This is a genomic window from Spirosoma arcticum (genome assembly GCF_054779955.1).
Genome location: NZ_BAAGXG010000008.1, coordinates 58,349 through 75,951 on the forward strand (window position 1 = coordinate 58,349; position 17,603 = coordinate 75,951).

Sequence of the window (17,603 nt, forward strand, 5' to 3'; positions counted from 1 at the left end):
CATACACTCACTTCTGGCTGCTGAACAGATGCTCCAGCACGGGTTCGGTGAAACGGGCTTTTTTGCGGACGGCGGCTTTAAGCTGCTTCAGGTAGTCGGCTTTCGGGATTTCGATGGCCCCGTACCGGCGGACGTTGTCGTTGATGAACTGCGTATCCAAGAGCACAAAGTCCCGCTCGCGCAAAATTAGAATCAACTGGTGAAACGCCACTTTCGACGCGTTGCTGACGTGGTGAAACATGGATTCGCCAAAGAAAGCTGCGCCGAGGGCCACCCCATACAGACCGCCCACTAATTGGTTATCCACGTACGTCTCGACGCTGTGGGCCAGCCCCAGCCGGTGCAGTTCGGTGTAGGCGTCAATGATCTCATCCGAAATCCAGGCGCTGTCGTCGGTTGAGCGGGGAATGGAGCAGTAGCGCATCACCTGCTCAAAGTCGGCGTTGATGCGAATCTCGAACTGGTTTTTGTTCAGGATTGGCCGTAGCGATTTGGCCGGTTTGTAGGTGTCGATGGGAATGATAGCACGCGGGTCCGGCGCGTACCAGTACAGCGTACCGTCGGCGTCGGCCATTGGAAAGATACCGTTGATGTACCCGTAAATCAGGTCGTCGGCGGTCAACTTGCTCATTAACTGTAGGGGAGGGGACTTTGGACAAAGATAAAAAAATAGTCCAAAAGTTAATGGTAGAAGGGCGGGGATTGATTAGACTCCATTCAACCCGGCGTGGGTCATACCCGGTACTGAGTTTGTAAGTTGATTTTTGAACTGTAATGTGTAGTATTACGATCCACACCAGTGACGCCCATATTTCGCTTTGAAGGCAGAGACACGTATACGACGTTAATTACATTGATTACCACTAAACAATGACGCGCAACTTAGCCCCCGTGCATCCCGGCGAGATCTTGCGGGAAGACTATATCGTTGAACGCGGCTTAACGATCACCGAAGTCTCTAAAGGCTTAGGCACTGCCCGTGCTAACCTATCGGCCATTGTGAACGAACGGGCGGGCATGAGTCCTGAGTTAGCCGTAAAACTGTCTGAAGCCTTCGGCAACACAACGCAGTTCTGGGTGAATTTGCAAAAGAATTATGAGCTCTGGCACGCCGAACGGAAAGTAGACCGCTCCGTAATTCAGCATTTCGGTCATGCAGAGGCTGGCTTGCAATCGGCTTAGGCAAAAAAACAGATCATGGCTTTGTTCGACCCCGCCCACCCCGGTGCACTCATCCGCGAGACGTTGGAAGGTATTTTTGAAGAGACTGGTAAAAAGCTGACGTTGCGGAAGTAGCGACAGGGTTAGGCACGACCCGTAAAACCTTGTCGACCATTATCAACGGCAAACAAAGCGTAACGTCTGAAATGGCAATCCGCTTAGGCCGCAGCCTTCGCCAACACCAAGCCGGAATTCTGGCTGACGGTGCAGGAAAGTTACGATCTTGCCCAAGCCCGGCGCGACGTAGACACCAGTTCATTAAGAGTCTTTTACAAGCCAGCCCCCCTTTCAGCGCAGTCGAACATTCCAGCACTTATCCGATAAAATTTTAAACCCTCTAACTAAAATTGGTTTATACTATGCATAAAACTTTACAAGAAACCTGTGATTTACTGGATGATCTTCATAAATCAGTCTTAAACGGCACTACTGAGGATAGAGATTTTTCAGTAATAAACGGCTGGAACTTGCCTTCGGTCAATCGACATACATTATCAAATATACCTTTTGCTTTATCTGAAAAAATCAAAGAAGCCAGTGTTGATGATATTGAAGAACACTTTGAAGAGGAAGTGGAATTTGTAAATCAAAGTCTCAAAAATATAAAAGCTCAAACGCTACCATATATATTTAATAGTAATGGAGCAACTGCTATACTCATTTATGTTTCTACTCTTTCATGTATTGAATCAACATTTGGGCCTTTATTCATTTGGAAAGTGATTAGCGACAATAAAGCTTTGCCACCTGCTCTTGCAAGACGGTTGCGTTCAGTTGAAGCTGATTTGAATGACATTACTCCCAAAAAATAGGAGTTAAAAAATCAAATTAAATTGATTCAGGAAGCTACGGAAGCTGCGGAGAATTTACCTACTTATTTACAATAATTGAGAGAGGCTCGTAAAAGTGTTGATACACTAGCAACAGGTGCAGCAGAATTGTTTGGAAAGATTGAAACCAAAATTCTCAAGCCGACGCAACAATAAAATCACTGAGGTAAAAGAAGATCGAAGCTGACGGAATTGTACAGCAAGCTTCAGAAGCTTATCGTATAACTACCTCAATAGGTTTAGCGGCTGCTTTTGATGAGCGAGCTGATTCTTCATCTAAAGCCATGTGGACTTGGGTTCTTGGTCTTATAACGGCCTTGTCAATAGGGGCAATAATAGGTTCAAATGGGTGCAATTCAAATTGTCGCTACGCAGCCATAGCCTACCTATAGGGTTCAATCTGCTGGCCAACTAAGGCCCACCGATCACTCATCTGGCATACCCGTAGATTTAAGATCTGTTGCGCTCGGTCAATACTCCACCGTTGCCCCGACCGCTTCAAACGTCGTTGCACTACCCTTCGGTGGGCCGATTCAATGGCTCCCCAGCCAAGCAACAAACCCCGCTGGCGATACGCTTTATCGTCCATTCGATCCCGATTCGTCTCTAAATAAGCGCAGACCGAATCCCGCAAAGCGGCCCCAATACGCAAGCCCCTGATATTGACCAAAACAGAATCTAACTCATTCGCCAATAATAACTTACGCTGTTCATCCAGCCAACTCGAAGCCCGCTTGCCAGTGCCAAACGCCCCACTACCGGCTTCACTAATATGCACCAAGGTGTGGTATAAATCCAAAATCAGCGTAGCCTTTGGCCACGATTTTTCCATCATCTGACCAAGCCAAACCGCCCCCGTCACTAATAAAAACCAAGTTGGCACCCCGGTCGGTATGAGACTCTAATTGGGCATCAAATTTGGGGCTGAACTGGACAGCAGTCCCTACATGAGCCACAAAAAGTGACGATGTAATATGCCCCCCACGCTCGTCAACGGGGCTTTCTTTCAGGGATGAAGCCGCAAAAATGCGCCCTAACTTGACTACTCTATACCCCTCCTCGGTCAGCAGCATGGCCCCGTCGACCTGGGCATAAATCACCCCCGAAGCGGGTTCGTTTGTCGGTACAGGCTCATCTAACGAGTCCGCAATAGCCGCTCCGTAATACCGGGTTAGCCGGTCAATCTGACTGGGGCCAATACGGATACCGAGCATGGTTTGGGCCATTGCTGAAGCCTGTTAATAGACCTCGAACTGGCCGAGGAAAACCAATTTTTCCTGAAGATAGGGGCTGATGGCAAACCCGTTAAGATGGTAACTAAACAACTCACTGTTAGCGATTTGTATATCTCCGAAACGCATCTTCATCTTTTTTTTACGTCGCTCGCTCGGCACCTGGCCAACACTCTTTTCTAAAACTTGCCGACCCAGGTCGAGCCATATTTTCTCGAACAATTTCTCGTAGTCATAGAAAGTAGGTTTGGCTTTGAGGGCTTTAAGTTGTTGATATTTTTGGTGGGCTAAAGCCATGTATTCTTCTTCGGTGAAGGTCAGCGTCGGGTTGTTATCCATGCTCTAAGTTACGATCTCGAAGCGACAATCTGAATTGCACCCGTTCAAATCGTATTACATTGCTTTCAGATGCGCTAAAAAGCTCCTGACCCACATTGGGGGGTTATAACTATGCAAGTAATATTGTCCCTATTAAGTATTGGTGCACCTTTGTGGTTTGCATGGTTATCTACAAAGCAAGTCAATCAGCGCTTTCGATTATCAGAGGATTATGCTTTTAAAGCGTCTGTTGCAAAAGCTTATGAAGGATACCGGCGAGAGGCTGCAAGGATAGATCCATTATTTGAAGCCCGTCTATTTAGTTCTGCATTAGAAAGAATAGAAGAAGCGCCATTAAGATTGGTAGAAGATGGTGTTCACGGAAGTCCGTGGCATGAGTTTTTTTCTTCAAAACCATTTCAGCAAGCATTACAAACCATACCTGAATTTAAGGATACAATTATACAAATGATGAAGGACAAGCTTCCAAACCTGAATAAAGCTTCAATTGAAGATATAAAAACAACTATTAGCAAAGAGCCAACATCATTGGATGTAGAGTAATGATTTTCAAGAAGGTCTAAATTGAGACTTGTTGAAAATTGCTTGTCCCAATACATACGACCGTATGTATTGGGACAAGATACTGAAAATGATACCAGCTCTCACCGCTTTTTCGCCCCAACACCTTGCCCGGTATCCTTCCGTTGGGCACAAACTGCCGCCGTTTGATACGGCGAGTAGCACTCCTGCCAACGCCAATAAAAGCCGATGCGGACTGCTTTTGAACCGCTTAGATTGCCCCTTCTTAATCGTCAGTCACGTTTCCACTACCGTTTCGTGGTGATTATACCTGCTTTTTAGGGTTGCGAGGATTTTCGTGCTGGTGAAGTGAAAGTATAGCCTTCACCGTCGTCCAACGCATGCCCTGATACCGATTGTTGTCGTATGAGTCGATCTTAGCCCGGCCTTCCATCATATCGCGCATGTACTGCATCCCTTGCCAGGCCGGGTAAAGTTCGTTCTTGCCGGGGGCTACCGTCCGGGCGACCCGGATGAGCAGGTTGAGCAGTCCCAGACCGCCCGCCCGTAACAATCGGAACTTGTTGCCGGTCACCTCGCTCACCACCGTCGCCAACTGCCGGGGACTGATTTGGGCGCCTGCGACGCGTAGAAAGCGGGGAGCGCCGTCGTCAAGCGCCACATTTGCCGTGAAGGCTGCCGTGTCGTCCATCGTGGTGAAGTCGATGCGCTGATCGGCGTTGCCCCAATACAAAATCCGCTTCGGTTTGAAAAGAATCATGGGCATCTGGTCGGTCAGCAAATCCATGAACGGTCCAACGAAAATCGTTGTGGCTGCGATGGTCGTTTTGTCGAGGTAGTGGTGGAATTCCCGCCTTAAATCTAAGTTGCGGTTTCCGCCTACTTCGAGGTTTGTGAAGTCCAACGAAAAATCGGACGGTATGAAGCGTGGAACGCCCGCTATGATTGCCGCGTCCAGCAGCACTTTCTGGGTGTCTATAATCACATCGCGTAGGCCCGCCAATGCAGAAACGACGCACGAAGCACCCATGCAGGCATTGGAAACCTCCGCTACGTTTGACGTATCTGCTTTGAATACGGTTACTCCCAGATTCTCCAGCTTTTTTACGGTGGCGGCATCACTACTTGACCGAACAATAACCCGAACGTCGGCTCCTTCTTGGAGCAAAGCGTTGACAATTCGTTGCCCTAAATTGCCCGTTCCTCCGGCTACCACTACTATTTTTCTCATGTGCTATTGCTGCGCTCTGCCTGCCGGGATGTTCCGTGCGTCAAGGTAACAACTGTTTTCTGGTCCATTCGTCTGTTTATAAATACGCCCAACTGGATGTAAAACGGAGATCTGCTGAGGCAGCGATGCCACCGGGCGGGCCAATTAAACTAAATCGGTTGTTCCCTGTCTGACGTTTATTAGACAAACGATTTAGCTTTGCATCATGAAAAAAGGACTTATTGTAGTGTTACTCGCTCTGCCGCTGCTGTTCAGCCGGTGTGGCGTTAATAAACAGATTTCCCAGGCCAAAGCCCTCGGCGATTGCCGCTACAGCATTGGCTCGGCCGACAGCGTTTACTTAGCGGGGGTCGACGTGCGGCAGTTTCGCAAAATTGAAGACATCAATCCAGCCCGGTACCCCCGATTGGCAACGGGTTTGCTCACGCGCAACGTACCGCTGGAGGCCCGCATTAACCTCGACATCACCAACCCGACCAACAAACTGGCGGGCATCAACCAGTTGGAATACCGGATTCTGCTGGCGGGGCAGGAGTTGTTCAACGGCTTCCTGAATCAGCGCATCGAAGTGCAGCCCGGCGGGGGCAAAACCCGCGTACCGGTGCGTTTGAGCGCCAACGCCTACCAGCTTTTCACCGATCCCAAAACCCGCGATGCCTTCACGCAGTTGGTGCAGAATTTCTCCGGCGCCACCGATGCGCAGCCCTCGAAACTGACGATCCGAATCAAGCCGACGCTGGATCTGGGTGGCAAACAAGTCAATTACCCCGGCTACATCACCATTAATCAGGATGTAACGAATAAAATTCTGATGGGGCAGTAGCCCCCTGCCGTCACCGGTTCATAACTAATGCCAATACGAAGTCAATCCCGTTTTCTGTGGCCAGTTAGCCGCTGGTTAGGCGTACTGATACTTGCCGTTCCGTTTTTGATACTGGTATTGGCGTTGTGGTTTTGGAGCGAAAACGTCGTGTTTCACGATGACTACGCCCTGCTCGGTTTTTTGCTCGACTGGACGGACCCGGCCGTATCTTGGGGGCAAAAACTCCAGCGGCTCGTTGAACCCCACAATTACCACCGCATCGTGTATGACCGGCTCGTGACGCTGGCCACGTATTACCTGACTGGCCGCATGAACGTGCTGGTCATGATTGCGCTGGGCAATGCGGCCCTGCTGGGCATCGTCTGGCGGTTCTGGACATTATTTCGCCAGCTTGGGTTGCCCAACTGGTATTTCATTCCCGTTCCCTATTGGCTGCTGAACCTTCAGTCGCACGAGAACATGTTCTGGGGAATGGCCGCCTTGCAGAATTTCACGGTCATCTACCTCATCATCGAAGCGCTGCACCGGCTCGTCCGGCGCGACCGGATTATCGGGCCGCTGCTACTTAGCATAGCAGCTCTGTTCACCAGTGGCAACGGTCTGCTGGCGGTTGGCGTGGGTAGTCTGCTTGTCGCCTGGCAGTGGCGGTGGCGAACGGATGGCTGGGTATGGGTAGGCGGCATTGCCGGGGCGCTGGTCCTGTTTTTCTGGGATTACCAATCCGCCCCGCCCGCCGGTACGCTGTTGGAGGTTCCTCCGAAGTTGCTGATGGTGTTGGGGGCGTCGCTGACCAATCAGGTTCGGTTTGGGGTGGCTGCGGTTGGTGGAGTAGTTATCGCGGTCGGCTGGGTGGTGGCGCTGGTGGTCAGTTACCGGAGCCGCCGTTACTTGCTGGCTTCTCCCCACCGAACAAATGCCTTCGCCGAACTCCTGGCGATTGGAACGGTGGTGCTGGCTACGGCCGCTATTTTGAGCATCAGCCGCCCGTCCGACGAACTGCTCCGGGACCGCTACCGCATTTATTCCCATTTGGCGTTCAGCCTGTCTTACCTGCTGGGATTGCTGCTGATTACCCGCCGATTCCGACCAACCTGGGCCGGGATGGCTTCTCTGGTAGCCGTTGCGATGTACGGTGTCAGCGCGTACGCGAAGATTCCCGAAATCCTCATCGGGCGACAGACCCGTCAGCTCGACGCGTTTAACGTTCGCTACCACGGAACAACGCTGCCCTTGCCCTATTACGCCGGGAATACCCGCAAAGTGCTGAAGCGAATGGATGACCGGGGAGTTTTTCGATACCCGCCCGTTTGGTCGGACCCGGCCCAGTGGCAGCCGCTTCCGGTGGAGTGCCGCCTGACGGTCGAACCCTATAGCGATCCCAATCCGAGTGGGTTTTTCACCCAAAATAATCATTACCTGCGTGTGCGTAGTACGCCCGCTTTCCTGCCCGGCGAGTTTCAATTAGGTAGCAGCGCCTATCTGATTGCGGAGTCGGCGGGCGGCAGGCGATATACACTCCCGGCCGTACCGGTGCTGGATACGAAGCTGACGTTACTGACAGCAGGCCGCTATTTTCGGAACGAACGCATCACGGAGTTTCAAAAAGCTATTCTGCCCCCCGGTACCTACCAGCTTGGGCTGTTATTTATCCGCAACGACAAGGTCGCCGGTTTTGCCATGAGTCAGCAGACGTTTACCGTTGCGTCAACCGACTGATGCACCTGCCAGGGTGGGTAAAAACAGGCGGTTGCGCTGCTTTGTATTTTTATACTTCACCCAATCGGTTAACCATGTTTCGTCTACTTCCTGTTCTGCTGCTGATGGCGCAGTTAACCATCGGCCAAACGGCCAAAAATCAAGTTCAGCTCACCCACAACGAGGGGGCTAAGTCGGTGACTGTGACGGTCGATGGAAAGCCGTTTACGGCGTATATCTACCCCGGCCCAACGGTACTCAAGAAACCCGTACTTTACCCAATTATGTCGGCGGGTGGCAACGCCATTACGCGGGGCTGGCCGATGGACCCCCGGCCCGGTGAGCGCGTCGACCATCCGCACCACGTGGGTATGTGGTTCAACTACGGCGACGTGAACGGCCATGACTTCTGGAACAACTCAACCGAGGTTGGCCCCGAACACAAAGGACCGTTCGGCACCATTGTCCATACGGGCGTAACGTCCATGAAAAGCGGTTCGGGACAGGGCGAACTGACCGTGACGGCCGACTGGCTCGACAAAGACGGCAAACCGATGCTACAGGAAACGACCCAATACGTGTTTCGGGCGGGCGCTAAAGAACGCACCATCGACCGGATTACGACGCTGAAGGCGCTCGATAAGGATGTGCTGTTCAAAGACAACAAAGAAGGATTACTTGCGGTCCGCTTAGCCCGGCAACTCGAACACCCGTCGACCAAGCCGGAGGTGTTTACCGATGCCAAGGGCGTAGCCACGGCGGTTCCGATGCTTAACAATGAAGGTGTCACCGGTAAGTATGTCAGCAGCGAAGGGGCCGTGGGCGATGCCGTTTGGGGCACCCGTGGCCGTTGGGTCAACCTAACCGGAACGCTCAATGGGGAGTCGGTTTCGGTGGTACTGCTCGACCATCCCCGCAACGTAGGTTATCCAACCTACTGGCACGCCCGTGGCTACGGCTTGTTTGCGGCCAACCCATTAGCTCCGTCGGTGATGACGAATGGCAAAGCTCCGGCGCTGAACAAATTGCTGGCGGCTGGTCAGTCGCTCACGTTCCAGCACCGCCTGCTGATCGCATCGGAGTCCTTGGCGGAGCCTGCCGTCGCTGAGCGAGCGACTGATTTCGGGCGATAAATTAACGAGGTCCCAACGCTAAAGCGGTGGGCTGATATTGGCTATTGGCCTGGAGATATCAACCCACCGCTTTAGCGTTGGGAAACCGAATCGACCCTAATTCAAATGCACCAGCGCCGAGCGATACACGCGCCCTTCCAGCGAGGCAACCCACGACCGTAGGGTGTTGTTTTCGCCAGCGGCCCGGCTAAACTCCGAGTCGATCTGACGGAGCAGGAAAAACAACTGGTGAACGTGCAGCCACTGCTGGTGCAAACGTTCGGCGTCTTCGGCTGACTGGGGCCGCTTACGGGCCTCCTGCGTGAGTTGGCGCAAACTCATTTTGAGGTGATAGCGTAACATCATCAGGCGGCTGGCCATGGGCAACTCCGCCGGAGTGCGTTCCATGTGCGAGATACCTTTGGCCAGCATGTTGTTGCGCTGCTGAAGCTGGTCCGAAACAATCATCCAGGCATGTTCGGCCCGGAGTGATTCATAATTGATAGTTTTCATAGGGTACGGTACGATACGGTTTAAAACAAATATAGCAAAATGGCTGCCAATTAATTCGGCGTAATCATGCTATTGTAAAATTTTAATTTGCGTTACGTCTGATACGCCAATGATTAGAGCGGAATAATGCAATCAGGGTTTAATCTTAATTTAAGAAAATCTGTCGGATAACTGACCAATGTTTCACTTGGGATCGACGTAACTTTCGACCCTAAAAATCAACGTCATCATGCTCACTCTGCAACGGCTCGGACTCGTGCTGTTTACGGCCGGTTTTGCCATTTGGCTTTTCACACTGACACTGGGTCAGTTTAAACTAACAAATGCCGGTATAGACGAGGTAGTCAAAGCCGAACACCGCGCTATTGTCCATGACCGAACGGCGTTCATGCTCAATAAAACGTATGACAGTAATTGGTCGTTTATTAGCGATTTTCGGAAAACAATCGATGGGTATAACGGCGAAATGCGTGCCAAGAAAGCCTGGGATAAAGTCATCAACGACAACTACGTGTTCGACATCACGAAGGAGTCATCGCTGGGTATGCTCACCGGGCCGGGCAACTCATGGCTGTGGTTCTGGCTTAGTATTGGTCTGGCGTCCATCGGGGGACTGCTCTACGCCCTGACCGGGCTGAAGTCAATCCCCGGCATCAAAAACAACTACCTCTATCGCCATTCGGCCACCAATCGCGGCTGGATCGGCATTGCGCTCGGTGTCTTCTTAGTTGCGTTCTATGTCGCACTCTATTTTTATCCCGAATACATGACCAACTGGGTGCTGCTGGTCGACCCCATCAGCCGTGCCCTGAACGCCGGTCCGGCCAGCCGGTGGTTTCTCTACGGGTTTCTGTACACGCTCGTCATTCTGGTAATGGGCGTCCGGATGCTGATTAACTACCGTCACAGCCGCTATCAGCAGTTGCGGACGGCGTCGGTTATGTTTTTTCAGGTGTCGTTTGCGTTTCTGATCCCCGAAATTATGCAGCGGCTCAACCAACCCTACCAGGATCTCAAAAACATCTGGCCGCTCGACTACACGTTCTTCTTCGATTATAAAATTGATGAAAAGCTACAGGCTGGTTCGCTCGGTATTTTTATGCTCGTCTGGGGCATTGCGCTGGCGCTGGTGGCGGTGCCGGTGCTAACCTATTTCTTCGGCAAGCGCTGGTACTGTTCGTGGGTATGCGGCTGCGGGGGACTGGCCGAAACCCTCGGCGACCCGTATCGTCACTTATCCGACAAGCGCCTGAAAGCGTGGAAGTTCGAGCGCGTTATTGTGCATAGCGTACTGGTGTTCGCCGTGGTGATGACCGCCCTGGTGCTTTACACGTACTTCAGCGGCCAGAACACCGTGCTGGGCTTTCTGGACAGTTACAACGTCCGCTCCACCTACGGCTTTTACATCGGTTCCATCTTCGCGGGGGTGGTCGGCACGGGTTTTTACCCCGTCATGGGCAACCGGGTCTGGTGCCGGTTCGGCTGCCCACTGGCGGCTTATTTAGGGCTGGTCCAGCGGTTTAAATCGCGGTTTCGGATCACGACCAACGGCGGGCAATGCATCTCGTGTGGCAACTGCTCGGCCTATTGCGAGATGGGGATCGACGTGCGGGCCTACGCCCAGCGCGGGCAGGACATTGTGCGGTCGTCGTGCGTGGGCTGCGGCATCTGCTCGGCGGTATGCCCGCGCGGAGTATTGAATTTGGAACTCGGTCCGGTTTCGACGCGGAAGATTTGAAAATAATGGATAATGGATAATGAGTAATGGGCAATGAATAACGAAGTTTGCTTCGTCAGTGACCCGTTATTCATTCTTCATTATCCATTATTGCCTTCCTCATGGACCCCATTTATCGCACGCTCATCGTTTGCACCAATCACAAGGATTACCCCACCAAACCGCACAAAACGGGTTTGTGGTTGAGTGAGGCTACTCATTTCTACGACGAACTGGCCGACCGGAACCTGCCCTACGACATTGCCAGTCCCAACGGCGGACCAATTCCCATTGACGAAAAAAGCATGGACCGGCGCGATACCGTGAACGAAAAGTGGTACAACGACCCCACCTTTCGCCATAAATTAGACCATTCGCTGCGGTTGGATGAGGTGGACCCGGCCAACTATCAGATTCTCTTCTTCACGGGCGGGCACGGCACCATGTGGGATTTTCCCGATAACCTGACGCTCCAGAGTATTACCCGGCAGATTTACGAGAACGGGGGGATGGTAGCGGCCGTTTGCCACGGCGTCAGCGGGTTGCTGAACGTTAAGTTGTCCGACGGCTCCCCGCTGATTGGCAACCGGCAGATAACGGGTTTCTCGAATATTGAAGAAAAACTCGTCCGGCTCGATGAGGAAGTGCCGTTTCTGCTTGAAGATGCCCTGCGACGAAAGAACGCCCTCTACAGCAAAGGCTTTATTCCATTTTTGCCTTACATCGAAGTTGATGAGCGACTTGTGACGGGCCAAAATCCACTCTCCGCCCGCAAAGTAGGCCGGAAGGTGATGGAAGAAATGTATGAAAAGTAGTTAATGTAAAATGGTTAATGCATTCGCTGACGGACCATTATTCATTAACCATTTTACATTAGACTTTACACCACAGCGTGCGGGAACAGGTCGCGCAGCAACTTCAGCTCCTGATCTTTATCCGATACAATGGGATTCGCGATACCCCAGTCAATGTTCAGATCCGGGTCGTCCCAGCGAATACCCGACTCCGCAACTTTGTTGTACACGTTGGTGCATTTATAACTGAAGATGCTGTCTTCCAACGCCAGAAACCCGTGACCGAAGCCTTCGGGAATGTAGGCTATGTTGGCAAGTTTGGCATCTAACAAAAACGATTCATACTGACCGAATGTGGGTGAGTCGGGACGCAGGTCAACGGCAACGTCGAGCACCTGACCCGTGATGACCCGCACCAGTTTGCCCTGCGCAAAGGGCGGATTTTGCATGTGCAACCCACGCAGTACGCCCTTTACCGAAAACGATTGGTTATCCTGAACAAAATCCATCGACAAACCCAGCGATGTAAACAGGGGCTTGTTATACGACTCGAAGAAATAGCCGCGCTCATCTTCAAACACGCGTGGAATTAACTCAATTAAGCCGTCGATGGCTGTTTCCCGAATTTGCATACGTACTGCTGTTAAGTAAGATGTCGGCGGACTATCCGGGCAAATTTATGAAACCGGAACCGTAGTTTGTACTTTTGATCTGACCATTTTAGCGTGTGACTTACCAGACCAGCATGACCTATACGCAGTTACGTGAGCAGATTTTCCGAAAACAGTCCTATCTCTGCGTGGGTCTGGACACCGACCTGCGCAAACTGCCCCGCCACCTGCTCACCGACCCCGACCCGGTGTTTGCCTTCAACCGGGCCATCATCGACGCCACCGCTGATTTTGCCGTGGCCTACAAGCCCAATATCGCTTTTTACGAAGCTCAGGGACCACGCGGCTGGGAAAGCCTGCAACGAACGATGGACTACGTACCCGCCGACTGCTTCACCATCGCCGACGCCAAGCGGGGCGACATCGGTAACACGTCGGGTTTGTATGCCCGCGCTTTTTTTGACCCCACTGCCGCCGGATTAAATTTCGATTCCATTACCGTAGCGCCCTACATGGGCCACGATTCGGTGATGCCGTTTCTGGACTACGACGGCAAGTGGGTGATTTTGCTGGCGCTGACCTCCAACTCCGGCAGCGCCGATTTTCAGCGGATTGTTACCAGCGAAGAAAACGATGCGCAACTATTGTACCAGACCGTGATCGAAACGGCCCAAACCTGGGCCGGACCCGACCGGCTGATGTTTGTGGTAGGGGCCACGCAGGCCAATGAATTGAGCCGAATTCGAGAACTGGCCCCGGATAACTTTTTGCTCGTGCCGGGGGTGGGGGCGCAGGGTGGTTCGCTGGCCGAGGTGTCGCGCCGGGGCCTGACGAGCGCGGGCGGTCTGCTGGTCAACGCGTCGCGCAGTATCCTGTACGCATCCGACGGCCCGGACTTTGCCGACCGGGCGCGGGCCGAAGCAGAAGCCCTGCAAACCGAAATGGCCGTCTATTTGACGGAGCGCGTTTGGGAGGTTATTCAATAATTACCGCCGTGCCGTTGGCGCTGACCATGAGCATGGAGCCGTTGCCGCCAATGGTCTGATAGTCCAGATCGACACCCACAATAGCGTTGGCTCCCAGACGGGTTGCCTGGTCAATCATTTCCTTGATGGCAATGCTTTTGGCTTCGCGCAGGCCCTGTTCGTAGGCCCCGGAGCGACCACCTACAACATCGGTGATGTTGGCAAAGAAATCCTTGACAAGGTTCGCGCCGATGATAGCTTCGCCGTTGACCAAGCCGATGTAATTGATAATGCGCTTGCCTTCGATGTTTGGTGTAGTTGTAACGAGCATTTGTGAGAAGTTGTAGAGAAGTTATAAAGTCCTGTCATAAGGTTGTAGAGCGGTTCAGTTAGCTGGCACCCGAAATTGCTCTTTGAGTGTACAACTTTACGATTTATTTCAATAATTAGGTTCGATAAAGGTATTAATGGCGCCGTTGGTCGAGATTTTGGGCTATTTCAACAAAATATCCGGCCATTCGCGAAACCGATTGACCGTTGAGTCAACCGCTGACTGTAGTTGTTTATCTACCCTTTATATTTGGCTCCTGATCGAATTACTCACAAAACACATTGTATGAAGAAGTTAATTTCAGCCCGTTCGCTGGCCTATGCGCTGGTGGTGGTCATGCCATTTTGGTTTAGCAGTTGCAAGAAAGGAGATAGTGATGTCGTTACACCAAATTCCATTGAGGGCGACTGGCGTATATCCGGTTATAAAATCGACCCCGGCATCGATTTGCTTGGAACGGGCCAGAAAAACACCGATCTGCTCGCTCTGTTCAGATCGCTTCCTAACGGGAATGATATTGCAGATTGCCTGGCTACGACCGTCATTACGTTTAATGCCGGTGGGAAAGTGACGGGCAAAGCGGGTTCCGAATGCACAACATCGACCGACATGAACCCGGTTGACGATAACTCGACCTGGAAATTAGATGGTACTAAACTTACCCTCACCAGCGGTACTGACGTGACGACGTACGATACCGTTTTGAGTGGCAACACCCTGAAAATGTCAACGCAGGAGATGGAAGATTTTGACGGCGATGGCAAGAAGGAGAACTATACGATTACGCTTGAACTGACGAAAGCGTAATCGCGACGCTCGGAACCGGCTTACCTCAACGGGTGAGCCGGTTTTTATGCTATTTCCAAACAGTCATGCAACAGAGCAATGTAGCGTTCCAGATAAATCGGGGTGTCTTTGCTTTTGTACTGCAAAATATAACGCGGATGGTCGAGGGTGACGATGCGGTCGAAAAAGCCCTGCTGTTCATTCAGTCGGCGCAAATACGTTTCATTCTTGCGGCCTAAACACACGGCTACCCGTCGGTCGTACCCAAAGCTAATTTGTACCCGAACCGTTTCAGTGATGGCGGGCCAAAGGGCGTTGGTCGTGACGCGGTCATCGTAGAAATTGTAGTTTTTCGCGTCTTTGGTGAGAGCCAGCGGAAATAATGAGCTTAGAAAAAACTTGCCGTAGAATTCAGCCGCTCCGCCAAACGCATCGACGACCTGGTAAATAAACCGGCTGGATAGTTCAGGGGTATCACGCAGGTCATTTTCGATGCCGCAGTACCGGCGCAAATTCTGGGGCGTGGTAAACGAGATGCCCGTTACGCCCGCGCCAAATCGACCGGGGTTGATGCCCAGCACGAATACGCGGATAGTAGTATCGCTGTAAAATTTCGTGTAAAACTCCCCGACAATCCGTTGAACGTCCGGCTGCTGATACGGATTCATGACACCAACGCCCAACGGTAGACTTGTGGGTGCTTCGAGGTCGTTGTAATAGGCGATGGCGCGGTCGGCGAAAGTGGTCATTTGTCCGAGAAGTACGTGTAACAAATCAGCGCGATCTCCCCAATAATTCGTTCGGCTTCCGATGTAGGCACGCCTTCAACGAATACCGACAATAGAAAAGGATGCTTGGCGTAGACAATGCCTGCATCACCCCGGACGTACGTCAACTCGCCGGTTTTGTGGGCCACCACGGTGCCTTTGGTTAACAGTCGTGGGATTGTTAATGTGTCTTCGTTCTGTTTTAAAATGCCAATCATTTGTTCGCAGAGGGCAGGTGTCGCAACCTCGTGACGGTAAATTTTCTGTAGTAACTTGTTCATCTCGCGTGCTGTGACGTAGTTCTCGTGTCCCTGCCGGGCGGCCAGCGTGTCCATCATCACGCGGTTTAACTGGCTCTTCGTCAGGCCAATCGTTCGCATCCGGGCGTTGATTGCATCCAGGCCGAGTTCGTTGATAAAAATGTTCGTAGCAGTGTTGTCGCTATAGATCATCATGAGCCGGAGTAGTTCGCGGTAGGCAATGCGGCTGCGGTGCGAATACGTTTTCAGCACCCCATCGCCCCCCGTTTTTTCGGCGTCGATCAGAATGTGAATTTCGTCCGGGTCGAGCGTCCCGGCTTTCACCTGCTCCATCGCTTCGAGCATAATCGCCAGCTTGATCACACTCGCCGATGGCACCCGCTCGTCGGCCCGGTGCTCGAATGCAATGGTGCTGTCGGTCAGTGACTTTACGGCCATGCTCACCCGTGCGCTGGTGGGTTGGGTCGCCGGACCGAACCGACGTAGATAAGCCGTCAGCGAGTCGGTCAGGGGCTGGGCCGAAACGGTTGACATCATGCTCAGCAGCAAAAACAAAGTCGGGACAATAGCCCCGACTTTGCGTGATAGTATTGATTGCATATTATTTTTTCACGCGTTCCCAACGCTAAAGCGGTGGGCTGATAAAGGCTGGCAGATGTGTGGCTGTTCGCTAAAGCGGTGGGCTAACAAACGTTGATGCACGAATGGCTATTAGCCCACCGCTTTAGCGTTGGGAGCTTATTTAATATTCTTCCGGCGATTCCGTTGAAAATCCTCGAACATCATATTGCCCAGGCCCTGTAAACCGCTGTAGTAGGCCCGACCGTTGTTCACCTTCGTAAACTCCTGCACGAATTGCTTCAGGTACGGATCGCTCGCAATCATGAACGTCGTGACGGGGATCTCCAGTCGGCGGGCCTGCGCAGCCAGCGTCAGCGTTTTACTAACCACCTTGCGGTCCAGTCCGAATGAGTTTTTGTAGTATTTGATGCCTTCTTTCAGGCAGGTCGGCTTGCCGTCCGTAATCATGAAAATCTGCTTGTTCTTGTTCTTTCGCCGACGCAACAAATCCATCGCCAACTCCAGACCGGCCACCGTGTTCGTGTGGTAGGGGCCAACCTCTAAGTAGGGGAGGTCCTTAGCCTGAATTTGCCAGGCGTCGTTGCCAAACACCACAATGTCGAGGGTGTCTTTGGGGTACTTGATTTTGATGAGTTCAACCAGCGCGAGGGCTACTTTTTTGGCGGGCGTGATGCGGTCCTCGCCGTACAAAATCATTGAGTGACTGATGTCGATCATTAGCACGGTCGACGTCTGCGTTTTCTGCTCTTTCTGCGTCACTTCCAGATCGCGCTCCATCAACGTGAAGTCCTCAACACCGCTGTTGATCTGCGCGTTGCGAATCGACTCGGTCATTGAAATCTGCTCCAGCGAGTCACCGAACTGATAGGTTCGTATGTCGCTGCTCAACTCGTCGCCGGTGCCGGTGTAGGGCGTCTGGTGATTGCCACCCGACTTGGAGCGTTCGAGCTTGCCGAATATCTCTTCCAGTGCCGACCGGCGGATCGTCTGTTCGCTTTTGGGCGTCATCACAATCTTGCCTTCCTCGTTCGACTCGGTTAGGTAGCCCTTTTCTTTGAGGTCATCGAAGAAGTTACCAATGCCGTATTTATCGTCGGTCAGGCCATACTGTCGGTCGAGCTGACTCATCCACGACATTGCCTGCTCCACGTCGCCGGAGGTCAGCAGCAGGAGTTGCTGGAAGATATTAAGCAGTTGATCGAACTTGGAGCCTTCCTTTTGTTCGGGAGGTACGAAGTCGGAAAAATTAAAGCCTTTCATAAAAATAGGGGT

18 protein-coding genes and 1 pseudogene are annotated in these 17,603 nt (G+C 52.1%); 10 read left to right on the forward strand and 9 right to left on the reverse strand.

Annotated features, from left to right (window positions below; genetic code table 11):
* Positions 1 to 7: 7 nt before the first annotated feature.
* On the reverse strand, positions 8 to 631 hold the full coding sequence (aat, locus tag ACYVHB_RS18715) for a leucyl/phenylalanyl-tRNA--protein transferase (RefSeq protein WP_461053305.1): 624 nt from the start codon (positions 629 to 631) through the stop codon (positions 8 to 10).
* Between the two features lie 239 nt (positions 632 to 870).
* Between aat and ACYVHB_RS18720 the strand changes: the two genes are divergently transcribed.
* Positions 871 to 1,182 carry a HigA family addiction module antitoxin gene (locus tag ACYVHB_RS18720; RefSeq protein ID WP_461053306.1) on the forward strand — a complete coding sequence of 104 codons (312 nt, stop codon included), beginning with the start codon at positions 871 to 873 and terminating at the stop codon, positions 1,180 to 1,182.
* 398 nt (positions 1,183 to 1,580) lie between these two features.
* Complete coding sequence (locus ACYVHB_RS18725; RefSeq protein ID WP_461053307.1) at positions 1,581 to 2,033, forward strand: hypothetical protein; 453 nt, start codon at positions 1,581 to 1,583, stop codon at positions 2,031 to 2,033.
* A gap of 400 nt (positions 2,034 to 2,433) precedes the next feature.
* On the opposite strand, the pseudogene ACYVHB_RS18730 reads toward ACYVHB_RS18725, so the two are convergent.
* A pseudogene (locus ACYVHB_RS18730) lies at positions 2,434 to 3,622 on the reverse strand (ISLre2-like element ISRsl1 family transposase).
* Positions 3,623 to 3,733: 111 nt separating this feature from the next.
* Between ACYVHB_RS18730 and ACYVHB_RS18735 the strand changes: the two are divergent.
* Positions 3,734 to 4,165, forward strand: coding sequence for a hypothetical protein (locus ACYVHB_RS18735; RefSeq protein WP_461053308.1), 432 nt, complete (start codon positions 3,734 to 3,736; stop codon positions 4,163 to 4,165).
* A 283-nt stretch (positions 4,166 to 4,448) separates the two neighbouring features.
* Here ACYVHB_RS18735 and ACYVHB_RS18740 read toward each other — a convergent pair whose 3' ends face one another.
* Positions 4,449 to 5,375, reverse strand: coding sequence for an SDR family NAD(P)-dependent oxidoreductase (locus ACYVHB_RS18740; RefSeq protein WP_461053309.1), 927 nt, complete (start codon positions 5,373 to 5,375; stop codon positions 4,449 to 4,451).
* Between the two features lie 205 nt (positions 5,376 to 5,580).
* Here ACYVHB_RS18740 and ACYVHB_RS18745 point away from each other — a divergent pair, with 205 nt between their 5' ends.
* The 3 genes from ACYVHB_RS18745 to ACYVHB_RS18755 all read left to right on the forward strand — a co-directional run bounded on the left by ACYVHB_RS18745 (position 5,581) and on the right by ACYVHB_RS18755 (position 9,026).
* The gene (locus tag ACYVHB_RS18745) at positions 5,581 to 6,198 is read left to right on the forward strand and encodes a hypothetical protein (RefSeq protein ID WP_461053310.1); all 618 of its coding nucleotides are present in this window, start codon (positions 5,581 to 5,583) and stop codon (positions 6,196 to 6,198) included.
* A gap of 27 nt (positions 6,199 to 6,225) precedes the next feature.
* On the forward strand, positions 6,226 to 7,914 hold the full coding sequence (locus ACYVHB_RS18750) for a hypothetical protein (protein ID WP_461053311.1): 1,689 nt from the start codon (positions 6,226 to 6,228) through the stop codon (positions 7,912 to 7,914).
* 74 nt (positions 7,915 to 7,988) lie between these two features.
* On the forward strand, positions 7,989 to 9,026 hold the full coding sequence (locus ACYVHB_RS18755) for a DUF6807 domain-containing protein (protein ID WP_461053312.1): 1,038 nt from the start codon (positions 7,989 to 7,991) through the stop codon (positions 9,024 to 9,026).
* Positions 9,027 to 9,122: 96 nt separating this feature from the next.
* Here the strand turns inward: ACYVHB_RS18755 and ACYVHB_RS18760 are convergent, their stop codons facing one another.
* Positions 9,123 to 9,518 (reverse strand): hypothetical protein, encoded by a 396-nt coding sequence (locus tag ACYVHB_RS18760; RefSeq protein WP_461053313.1) that lies wholly within the window; start codon positions 9,516 to 9,518, stop codon positions 9,123 to 9,125.
* A gap of 229 nt (positions 9,519 to 9,747) precedes the next feature.
* On the opposite strand from ACYVHB_RS18760, the gene ACYVHB_RS18765 reads away from it, so the two are divergent.
* Positions 9,748 to 11,256, forward strand: coding sequence for a 4Fe-4S binding protein (locus ACYVHB_RS18765; RefSeq protein ID WP_461053314.1), 1,509 nt, complete (start codon positions 9,748 to 9,750; stop codon positions 11,254 to 11,256).
* A gap of 101 nt (positions 11,257 to 11,357) precedes the next feature.
* Complete coding sequence (locus ACYVHB_RS18770) at positions 11,358 to 12,050, forward strand: type 1 glutamine amidotransferase domain-containing protein (protein ID WP_461053315.1); 693 nt, start codon at positions 11,358 to 11,360, stop codon at positions 12,048 to 12,050.
* A gap of 65 nt (positions 12,051 to 12,115) precedes the next feature.
* On the opposite strand, the gene rfbC is transcribed toward ACYVHB_RS18770, so the two are convergent.
* Positions 12,116 to 12,661 (reverse strand): dTDP-4-dehydrorhamnose 3,5-epimerase, encoded by a 546-nt coding sequence (gene rfbC / locus ACYVHB_RS18775; RefSeq protein ID WP_461053316.1) that lies wholly within the window; start codon positions 12,659 to 12,661, stop codon positions 12,116 to 12,118.
* A gap of 113 nt (positions 12,662 to 12,774) precedes the next feature.
* On the opposite strand from rfbC, the gene pyrF reads away from it, so the two are divergent.
* Positions 12,775 to 13,626, forward strand: a complete 852-nt coding sequence (gene pyrF / locus ACYVHB_RS18780; RefSeq protein WP_461053564.1) for an orotidine-5'-phosphate decarboxylase — start codon at positions 12,775 to 12,777, stop codon at positions 13,624 to 13,626.
* Here the strand turns inward: pyrF and ACYVHB_RS18785 are convergent.
* Positions 13,616 to 13,936, reverse strand: a complete 321-nt coding sequence (locus ACYVHB_RS18785) for a heavy metal-binding domain-containing protein (RefSeq protein ID WP_461053317.1) — start codon at positions 13,934 to 13,936, stop codon at positions 13,616 to 13,618. The two genes, pyrF and ACYVHB_RS18785, sit on opposite strands and share 11 nt — an antisense overlap.
* 285 nt (positions 13,937 to 14,221) lie before the next feature.
* On the opposite strand from ACYVHB_RS18785, the gene ACYVHB_RS18790 reads away from it, so the two are divergent.
* Positions 14,222 to 14,743, forward strand: coding sequence for a lipocalin-like domain-containing protein (locus tag ACYVHB_RS18790; RefSeq protein ID WP_461053318.1), 522 nt, complete (start codon positions 14,222 to 14,224; stop codon positions 14,741 to 14,743).
* Positions 14,744 to 14,787: 44 nt separating this feature from the next.
* On the opposite strand, the gene ACYVHB_RS18795 is transcribed toward ACYVHB_RS18790, so the two are convergent.
* From ACYVHB_RS18795 to ACYVHB_RS18805, 3 genes are all read right to left on the reverse strand, one after another.
* Entirely contained in the window at positions 14,788 to 15,471 is a 684-nt protein-coding gene (locus ACYVHB_RS18795; RefSeq protein ID WP_461053319.1) for a uracil-DNA glycosylase family protein, read from the reverse strand.
* A complete protein-coding gene (locus ACYVHB_RS18800; RefSeq protein ID WP_461053320.1) occupies positions 15,468 to 16,349 on the reverse strand; it encodes a serine hydrolase in 882 nt (293 codons plus the stop codon). The genes ACYVHB_RS18795 and ACYVHB_RS18800 overlap by 4 nt, the downstream gene beginning before the upstream one ends.
* A gap of 138 nt (positions 16,350 to 16,487) precedes the next feature.
* Positions 16,488 to 17,591, reverse strand: a complete 1,104-nt coding sequence (locus ACYVHB_RS18805) for a vWA domain-containing protein (RefSeq protein ID WP_461053321.1) — start codon at positions 17,589 to 17,591, stop codon at positions 16,488 to 16,490.
* Positions 17,592 to 17,603 lie beyond the last annotated feature (12 nt).

Coding starts and splice junctions, on each gene's coding strand:
- rfbC (WP_461053316.1), bottom strand. CDS start 12,661: ATGCAAATTCGGGAAACAGCCATCGACGGCTTAATTGAGTTAATTCCA.
- ACYVHB_RS18720 (WP_461053306.1), top strand. CDS start 871: ATGACGCGCAACTTAGCCCCCGTGCATCCCGGCGAGATCTTGCGGGAA.
- ACYVHB_RS18745 (WP_461053310.1), top strand. CDS start 5,581: ATGAAAAAAGGACTTATTGTAGTGTTACTCGCTCTGCCGCTGCTGTTC.
- ACYVHB_RS18755 (WP_461053312.1), top strand. CDS start 7,989: ATGTTTCGTCTACTTCCTGTTCTGCTGCTGATGGCGCAGTTAACCATC.
- pyrF (WP_461053564.1), top strand. CDS start 12,775: ATGACCTATACGCAGTTACGTGAGCAGATTTTCCGAAAACAGTCCTAT.
- ACYVHB_RS18740 (WP_461053309.1), bottom strand. CDS start 5,375: ATGAGAAAAATAGTAGTGGTAGCCGGAGGAACGGGCAATTTAGGGCAA.
- ACYVHB_RS18805 (WP_461053321.1), bottom strand. CDS start 17,591: ATGAAAGGCTTTAATTTTTCCGACTTCGTACCTCCCGAACAAAAGGAA.
- ACYVHB_RS18760 (WP_461053313.1), bottom strand. CDS start 9,518: ATGAAAACTATCAATTATGAATCACTCCGGGCCGAACATGCCTGGATG.
- ACYVHB_RS18795 (WP_461053319.1), bottom strand. CDS start 15,471: ATGACCACTTTCGCCGACCGCGCCATCGCCTATTACAACGACCTCGAA.
- ACYVHB_RS18800 (WP_461053320.1), bottom strand. CDS start 16,349: ATGCAATCAATACTATCACGCAAAGTCGGGGCTATTGTCCCGACTTTG.
- ACYVHB_RS18770 (WP_461053315.1), top strand. CDS start 11,358: ATGGACCCCATTTATCGCACGCTCATCGTTTGCACCAATCACAAGGAT.
- ACYVHB_RS18765 (WP_461053314.1), top strand. CDS start 9,748: ATGCTCACTCTGCAACGGCTCGGACTCGTGCTGTTTACGGCCGGTTTT.
- ACYVHB_RS18750 (WP_461053311.1), top strand. CDS start 6,226: ATGCCAATACGAAGTCAATCCCGTTTTCTGTGGCCAGTTAGCCGCTGG.
- ACYVHB_RS18725 (WP_461053307.1), top strand. CDS start 1,581: ATGCATAAAACTTTACAAGAAACCTGTGATTTACTGGATGATCTTCAT.
- ACYVHB_RS18735 (WP_461053308.1), top strand. CDS start 3,734: ATGCAAGTAATATTGTCCCTATTAAGTATTGGTGCACCTTTGTGGTTT.
- ACYVHB_RS18790 (WP_461053318.1), top strand. CDS start 14,222: ATGAAGAAGTTAATTTCAGCCCGTTCGCTGGCCTATGCGCTGGTGGTG.
- aat (WP_461053305.1), bottom strand. CDS start 631: ATGAGCAAGTTGACCGCCGACGACCTGATTTACGGGTACATCAACGGT.
- ACYVHB_RS18785 (WP_461053317.1), bottom strand. CDS start 13,936: ATGCTCGTTACAACTACACCAAACATCGAAGGCAAGCGCATTATCAAT.